Consider the following 6,919-nt stretch of genomic DNA (forward strand, 5'->3'; position numbering starts at 1 on the left):
GGAGTTGAATTGAGGTCTTCCATGGGGGTGTCTTACATGTGTAAGACACATAATTAGACAAAATTTAGGTGTGTAAGACAAAAATCTAAGATTGTAAGACATATAGTAAGGGTTGTAAGACAAATCAGTAAAATTGTCTTACAACCTCTTTGGACTAACATAAGTCAGATTATACAACCATGAATTTGTCATTTGAGAGAAAAAACAGTATCACAAACTCAATCCTATCCCTAAAAGCTAGACGTTGATTCTTGAGATAACGATTTGAGATACAAGGTGAATAGAATCGACGCAATTGGTAAAGGTTCGGCAACCGTTGCGTAGAAGGGGCGTTCTGAGCAATTAAAAATTAACTGCTCAGAATTTGTAAAGAAACCGACCGTATGGTATCTTCACGTCGTGAAAACTATAAATAACTATAAACGCAAAAAGGAGCCCCTCGAAAACCGGCAACTCATTCTGGATGCGGCCCTGGAGATTGCCAGTCAGAAAGGTATCGACAACATGAGCTTAGAGGCTGTGGCCAAAAAAGCCCGTCTTACCAAGGGGGGACTGGTACACCATTTTCCCAAAAAACAAATGCTAGTAGACTCCTTGTTTAGTGACCGCTTGCAACAGTTTAACCAAGCTTTTCAACAACAACTGGCTATTAGCAGCACCCCCGTACTAGCGTTTTTAAGAACAGTCATCAACGAAAATCCGAACCCGCAACAAAAGCGATCGCTAAAGGTAATGATGCAAGCAGCTCTGAATCAGGAGCATTATCGGGCGATGTTCAGCCAGTGGTATCAGGAAAACGTACTGGCCGATCCGAATGACTGTTCACCGGCTCAGTTGATCCTATTTTTGGTCGCCGATTCCATTTTGGCCGCTCATGTACTGGGCTTTTACGCGCTGACCAATGAGCAAAAACAGCGAATCTTACAATTTTTAGAAACGCTCGATCTGGCTAGTTAGCTTCCTAATGCAGGTAGGTGCTACGGGTTATCCAGCCTGATCAATCAACCCTAAAGGGGCATAGTATACCCTATTCTTATTCATAAGTTAATTCATTAACCTCAGCTGATCTACCTGCGCATCAGTGGCTTTTTAGGTAGATCGGTCAAAAACGTTAAAATAACCTATGTCCCATGTAGTTTCATCTGTAAGACCACCTCTCGTCACCGGGGGCAAGACCTATGCCGATGTGACCGAAGATATCAGCAAACAGGTGGAAGGACGCCCCACCCGGGAGTGGAAGATCGCCTTTACAGTCGCTCTGCTGGTGCTGCTCTACGGGACCGCCTGTGTGTTTTGGACCTGGTGGGAAGGCTTGGGGGTATGGGGCTTGAACAAAACCGTGGGCTGGGCCTGGGATATCACCAACTTTGTCTGGTGGGTCGGTATTGGCCACGCCGGTACGCTGATTTCCGCTATCTTGCTATTGTTCCGCCAAAAATGGCGGACGGCCGTCAACCGGGCCGCCGAAGCGATGACGATTTTCGCCGTTATGTGTGCCGCTATGTTTATCCTGATGCACATGGGTCGGCCCTGGTTGGCCTACTGGGCACTACCTCTGCCCAATACCTATGGCTCACTATGGGTCAACTTCAAATCGGCCCTGGTCTGGGACGTCTTCGCCATCAGTACCTACTTTACCGTCTCGCTGGTCTTCTGGTACATGGGTCTTTTACCCGATCTGGCCACGATTCGGGACCGGGCCCGCAGCAAGGTCTCCCGCTACATCTATGGGGCCTTCGCTTTAGGCTGGAATGGGTCGGCTAAGACGTGGGCCCGGTATGAGTATATGAGTCTAATTCTGGCGGGTCTTTCCACGCCCCTGGTGTTATCGGTGCATACGATTGTCAGCATGGATTTTGCGACCTCGGTGATTCCAGGCTGGCATACGACCATCTTCCCGCCTTACTTCGTAGCGGGAGCGATTTTCTCGGGCTTTGCCATGGTGCAGAATTTGGTATTAATCATCCGGGTGGTATATAAACTGGAAGACTACATCACCTTAGAGCACATTGAGTCAATGAACAAAGTGATTACCCTGACCGGCTCGATTGTTGGGGTAGCTTACTTAACCGAGTTTTTCATTGCTTGGTATTCAGGGGTCGAGTTTGAAAGCTATGTGTTCATCAACCGGGCCACAGGTCCTTATTGGTGGGCTTATTGGGCGATGATGACGTGTAACGTGATTACCCCCCAGCTGTTCTGGTTCCGCTCCGTTCGTCGGAGTGTGGTCTGGACGTTTGTCTTATCAGTGGTGGTCAATATTGGGATGTGGTTCGAGCGGTTTGTGATTATGGTTACCTCCCTGCACCGGGACTATTTACCCTCCAGTTGGGTCATGTTTCACCCCACCTTATTTGACATTAGCGACTTTATCTTCTCGTTTGGTCTATTTTTCACCCTATTCTTGCTGTTCTCCAAGTTCTTGCCAGTGGTGAATATGGCGGAGGTGAAAACGATTATCAAATCGTCTTCGGCAACTCTACCCGTATCGGTGTCTGGGGTTGCCAAGGGGGAGCGGGTCAGTCATCCAACGTTCAACAAGGCGGTAGAATGAAGGCGCAAAACCTCGCGTTCGATTATGGATCGTCAAGCGAAATAGTTTAGTCTATAGCAGCCTAAAGATTGTTTGGTTCGGGTAAGCGTACACCATTAATATGGTCCCGAGCAGGTCCATACTTTTTATTTGATTTGATGGGTTACAAGAGTTGCATGGTTTGTATTCTTGGATTACATATTATCTTAAAACGCTCATTTTCCTAAAATGAGCAGAGTAGTCTACAAATAACCACCTAACATAATATTGGCCATTTCTTTTCCCTTTTCAATGTACAATCCGGCCTGTTTTTAGCGGTTGTATGGGGTGGTTGATCTCGGAATATTTCATTAACATAACGTTCGTTATACAACACCCCTCAAAATAGTACAAGTCCCGGCTACGTCTGAAAACAGCATAGCCGGGACTTGTACTTTGCGTTTACAGCGGTTCACTCGGTCCGATCTTGATGGTCTAACAGCTCTTGTTGGGTGGCAAATAACTTCTCCTCTGAGGGGAGAAGCTGCACATTAACATTGACCCTTGCTGAACCGGCGTGCTCCCCCACAGGCTTCATACCATAAATAGCGTTGGTTATGACCAACTCATGGTTTTCTTGCGGCTTGCGGATGACCAGCGTATTGGCCATACCACCATCTAAGATGATTTGCATGATCGTAGCCTGGAAAGAAGCGAATTCATGAACTGAGCCGTACGGTTGATCGACCCATACCGTATCACCAACGGCAAAGGGAACTTCGGTAGGTTTCAGGGTAAGTTTCATATCATAGGGAATAAAGTGATTCGCTGGCTAGAATGAGTCCGGCAACGACTGACCAACCTGACGCGAATAGACTATGTTACAAATCTTTGATGATAAGCAGCTTATGTTGGGCCACGGCCCATAAAGACTGTCGTTTAATGTAGAGCCGGGCGGCCAGTGCCGTGATTTATGCGTAAGAAAACCTGTTTATCACATGCCCATTCCTAAACCTCGACTTCGTTTCTGCTCCTGTTGTAAAGGCAACTCTCGTTCTTGGCTTAGGGCTACTTTTTTGGCCTGCTCTAGCCGTAGCTCTTCAGCCCGCCGTAGATCGGCGGCCAGTTGCTGCTGTCGTTCGTGTTGCGTATCGCGTAGTTCCAGCGTTATGGCAGCCCGTTCCTGAACACTCCCGTTGCTCATCGTATTCTGATACCGGAAACTCTCTTCCAACTCCCGGCGGTAGTTCAGTTGGGTATCAAAGGCCGCTTCACTGCGCTCTTTGAACTGGACCCGATTAAACTGGCCAAACTTATGACCATGCTCGGCATTTTTACCTTGCCCGCGATGGTTGGTCATTGGACTCAAGAGCCGTTGGTTCTGCATGTCTTTACGGCTCACAATGATCTGAACGTGCATCTGGTGGCCAGCCTTTAATTTGCCCCGTTGGGTCAACCCCTGCTTCACTTCCGGATCGGTCCACTTGTAGCCCCGGTTGTACTCAACCTTGCCGTACCACTTCACATCATCCGGGCCTAACCCCTTCTGAAAGTTGGCCGCGTACTCCGCCATCACAGCCCGCGCGTACTCTTTCAGCTTCTGGGGGTCGTTGCCAATATGCTGTAGCTCTTTCTGAGAAGGACTAATGTTAACCAGATAGAACTTGGCCTCGTGTTGCTTGAGCTTGGCCGTATTTGAGTCGATGCCTAACCGTACCTCCTGAGCGCGTAAATCATCACGCCCTTGGTTGAACCACAATTCGGCCTTGTGCTCGGCTTTCAGGTTATTCTCTTTCTCCAGGTACTCGACGAGCTGGCCACAACTGCCGGCATTGCTGCCGCTGCTACTGGACGTAATGTTGACGTGGGGCATGGTGGAAAAGGGAATAAAAACTTACAGATTGTTGACTTGGCTGCGGGCGTTGTCATGAAGCTCTTTGATCAACCGCCCCTGGGTGATGGCGTTCAAGGACTCCCGCTGCATGGCATAGTGATCGAGTATACCCATAAACTTCGCTTTTAAGCCCTTCTTGGCTTCGAGCTGTGTCTTTACTTCACTTTGATGAGATCGTGTCTCTGAGAGCAAATCATCAAGCTTCTTGGCCATCTCCTGCTGCTGTTCTCGCTCGATCTGATGCTCTTTGAGCAACCGACGTTGAGTGTGAATGAAAAACCCACTGACCTGCTGGTTGTCGTCCTGTTGGAAAAACTGTTCGTACTGGCTGTTAAGTCGGTTCAGGTTGCGTTGGAGTTGAGCCAGATCCGCCAGCATCGGCGAGAGGGCTTCTTTCTCCTGCGTTTTGATAAAGGAGATGATCCGGTTGATGCCTTGGCCTAACTCTTTCTTGAGCAACTCGTCGTTCAGATCAGCCGGATCCTTCTTGGATTTGTAGAAGTAGTCCACCATCTGCCCAAAAAGCTCCTGCTTACTACGGCCTAACTTTTCACTTAACTTACTGAATTTCAGATCAGTATCTGAATCAAAGCGGACGGACTTATTTGCTTTAACATCCATAATTAAGCGTCTTAGTATATTAAAAACAGCTTTAAAATGCTAAAAAAAGGCATTTTTTGCTAAAAATATACTTTTTGCTTACTAACTAATTGTACAATTATTTACTAACTAATTGATTATGAGCATAGAGACCTCGTAGAGCAAGCATGAATTATCGCGCAGCGTAATTCCCGCTTGCTCTTTATAAGACCGCTTCGCGCTTTGTTTTTCTCGCTTCGCGCCCTTTGTTTTTTGGTCTTTTCCGCACGCCCGTTTTGTGTTCCCTTTTCAACTATATTTTTAGTTTATCTTTTTACTTTCTAAACCGTACCTGTCAAAGCACTTCATCAAAGGGCCTCCCTCGCGCGTACATGTGTGCTCACGCGCGAGACAAGTGATTGTGTATTTCAAATATCTCTTGTTAATCTCTTGTAAGGCCAGAATAGGGTCCATAACTATCAGATTTACAATAAATTAAGGTGTGGACAACTTCAATAAACACAGGTTTGGTCGGTAATAAACACAGGTTTGGTCGGTGAGATAGGCTTAATAAACACAGGTTTGGTCGGTGAGATAGGCTTAATAAACACAGGTTTGGTCGGCAGAAAGAGAAATTACATAAACACTAATTGCGTTTATGTTTTACGTTTTTATATTTGTCTGAAAATCAGTAAAACATGAGCAAACTGGAAATTTTTCAAGATAACGCTTTGACTACTGCTCGGTATGAAATGACAGAGACAGAGAAAAACTTGTTTTATATGGTGGTCGCTCAAGTCAAGCGAGAAGATCCACCTACAAAAATGTATCAAGTCTCAGTTAAAGACATGGCTACTATTGTAGGTTCTGAAGAATTGAAATTTGAAGCTTATAGAAAGGCAACTGAAAAGCTAAATGGGCGGATTTTTAGAACTACTCTTCCAAATGGCAACTATTTTCACGGCTCGTTTATAGCGTCAGCTGAGTACAAAAAAGGTACTGGTATCATTGAGATTGAACTATCTCAAAAAGTAAGGCCTTTCTACGTCGATTTAAACGAACGATTTACGAAGATCCAGTTAGCTGCGGCAATATCACTTAACTCGGCTTATGCCAAGCGGATCTATGAGCTTTTATGTATGTTCAAGAATATGAAAAACAAGACGTTTAAGCGTAGTATCATAGATTTAAAAAATATGCTTGGTATCATTGATGAGAAAACTGGTAAAGATACTTATCCAGATTGGACCAAATTTAAAACCAACGTATTGGATGTAGCAGGTAAAGAAATCAACGGTCATACTGATCTGACGTTTAATTATAAACCTACTTATGGAGACCGTCCCGGAAGAGGGCGAAAACCGGTTGTTGAAGTAGAATTTGAAGTGTTTTATCAAGCCAAGCCCGAACCCGTTCAAACCTCCTCTTTGCATGAGCGATTGGTAAAGCAATTTCGATTACGAGTTGATCAGGCCAATCAAGTGTTAGCTTCACACTCAGTCGAAATTATTAATCGACAGCTCTATGATATCCAAGCTAAAGCAGCTGGTGGCAAAGTGAAGAACTTGGGCAGTTATACAGCCAAGGTGTTCGGTTTACAGGCAAAATCGGAGGGCAAATAGATTTAACCAAAGAGCCTTCGCCAAACTGATTTTTTGCCTTGTTCAGGCAATCGGTTAGCAATCCCTTCAACCATTTTAGTTAAATGGTCAATCTGGTTTTGAATATCAATCGGGGCAGCGGGTAATTGAGATTGGGTAAGTTGACCTTGTACTAAGCTACGGATATCTTCATTGACGTACTGACCTATAGTCTTACCAGCTCGTTCGGCAGCTTTCTCAATCACAGCTCTCGTGTCACGCTCGACACCCCGTATTGACCAAGTAACGGGACTACTCCCTTTGCTGGATGCGCTATTGTCGTTAGTTGGGTCA

At 45.7% G+C, this 6,919-nt stretch carries 7 protein-coding genes; 3 read left to right on the forward strand and 4 right to left on the reverse strand.

Annotated features, from left to right (window positions below; translation table 11 throughout):
* Nucleotides 1–399 precede the first annotated feature (399 nt).
* On the forward strand, nt 400–957 hold the full coding sequence (locus tag GK091_RS29230) for a TetR/AcrR family transcriptional regulator (RefSeq protein WP_164044289.1): 558 nt from the start codon (nt 400–402) through the stop codon (nt 955–957).
* 166 nt (nt 958–1,123) lie between these two features.
* The gene (nrfD, locus tag GK091_RS29235; RefSeq protein ID WP_164044290.1) at nt 1,124–2,554 is read left to right on the forward strand and encodes an NrfD/PsrC family molybdoenzyme membrane anchor subunit; all 1,431 of its coding nucleotides are present in this window, start codon (nt 1,124–1,126) and stop codon (nt 2,552–2,554) included.
* 430 nt (nt 2,555–2,984) lie between these two features.
* Here the strand turns inward: nrfD and GK091_RS29240 are convergent, their stop codons facing one another.
* The 3 genes from GK091_RS29240 to GK091_RS29250 all read right to left on the reverse strand — a co-directional run bounded on the left by GK091_RS29240 (nt 2,985) and on the right by GK091_RS29250 (nt 5,027).
* Entirely contained in the window at nt 2,985–3,317 is a 333-nt protein-coding gene (locus GK091_RS29240) for a hypothetical protein (protein ID WP_164044291.1), read from the reverse strand.
* A 189-nt stretch (nt 3,318–3,506) separates the two neighbouring features.
* Nucleotides 3,507–4,385 carry a DUF5712 family protein gene (locus tag GK091_RS29245; RefSeq protein WP_164044292.1) on the reverse strand — a complete coding sequence of 293 codons (879 nt, stop codon included), beginning with the start codon at nt 4,383–4,385 and terminating at the stop codon, nt 3,507–3,509.
* A 21-nt stretch (nt 4,386–4,406) separates the two neighbouring features.
* Complete coding sequence (locus tag GK091_RS29250) at nt 4,407–5,027, reverse strand: BfmA/BtgA family mobilization protein (protein ID WP_164044293.1); 621 nt, start codon at nt 5,025–5,027, stop codon at nt 4,407–4,409.
* A 656-nt stretch (nt 5,028–5,683) separates the two neighbouring features.
* Here GK091_RS29250 and GK091_RS29255 point away from each other — a divergent pair.
* On the forward strand, nt 5,684–6,607 hold the full coding sequence (locus GK091_RS29255) for a replication initiation protein (RefSeq protein ID WP_164044294.1): 924 nt from the start codon (nt 5,684–5,686) through the stop codon (nt 6,605–6,607).
* Nucleotides 6,608–6,609: 2 nt separating this feature from the next.
* Here GK091_RS29255 and GK091_RS29260 read toward each other — a convergent pair.
* Nucleotides 6,610–6,919 (reverse strand): hypothetical protein (locus GK091_RS29260; protein WP_164044295.1); only part of this gene is annotated, 310 nt, incomplete at its 5' end.

Origin of the sequence: Spirosoma agri, assembly GCF_010747415.1 — a bacterium.
GTDB lineage: Bacteria > Bacteroidota > Bacteroidia > Cytophagales > Spirosomataceae > Spirosoma > Spirosoma agri.

Bases quoted from the DNA above. Each gene is read 5' to 3' on its own strand.
- nrfD (WP_164044290.1), top strand. From the start codon at position 1,124: ATGTCCCATGTAGTTTCATCTGTAAGACCACCTCTCGTCACCGGGGGC.
- GK091_RS29240 (WP_164044291.1), bottom strand. From the start codon at position 3,317: ATGAAACTTACCCTGAAACCTACCGAAGTTCCCTTTGCCGTTGGTGAT.
- GK091_RS29245 (WP_164044292.1), bottom strand. From the start codon at position 4,385: ATGCCCCACGTCAACATTACGTCCAGTAGCAGCGGCAGCAATGCCGGC.
- GK091_RS29250 (WP_164044293.1), bottom strand. From the start codon at position 5,027: ATGGATGTTAAAGCAAATAAGTCCGTCCGCTTTGATTCAGATACTGAT.
- GK091_RS29255 (WP_164044294.1), top strand. From the start codon at position 5,684: ATGAGCAAACTGGAAATTTTTCAAGATAACGCTTTGACTACTGCTCGG.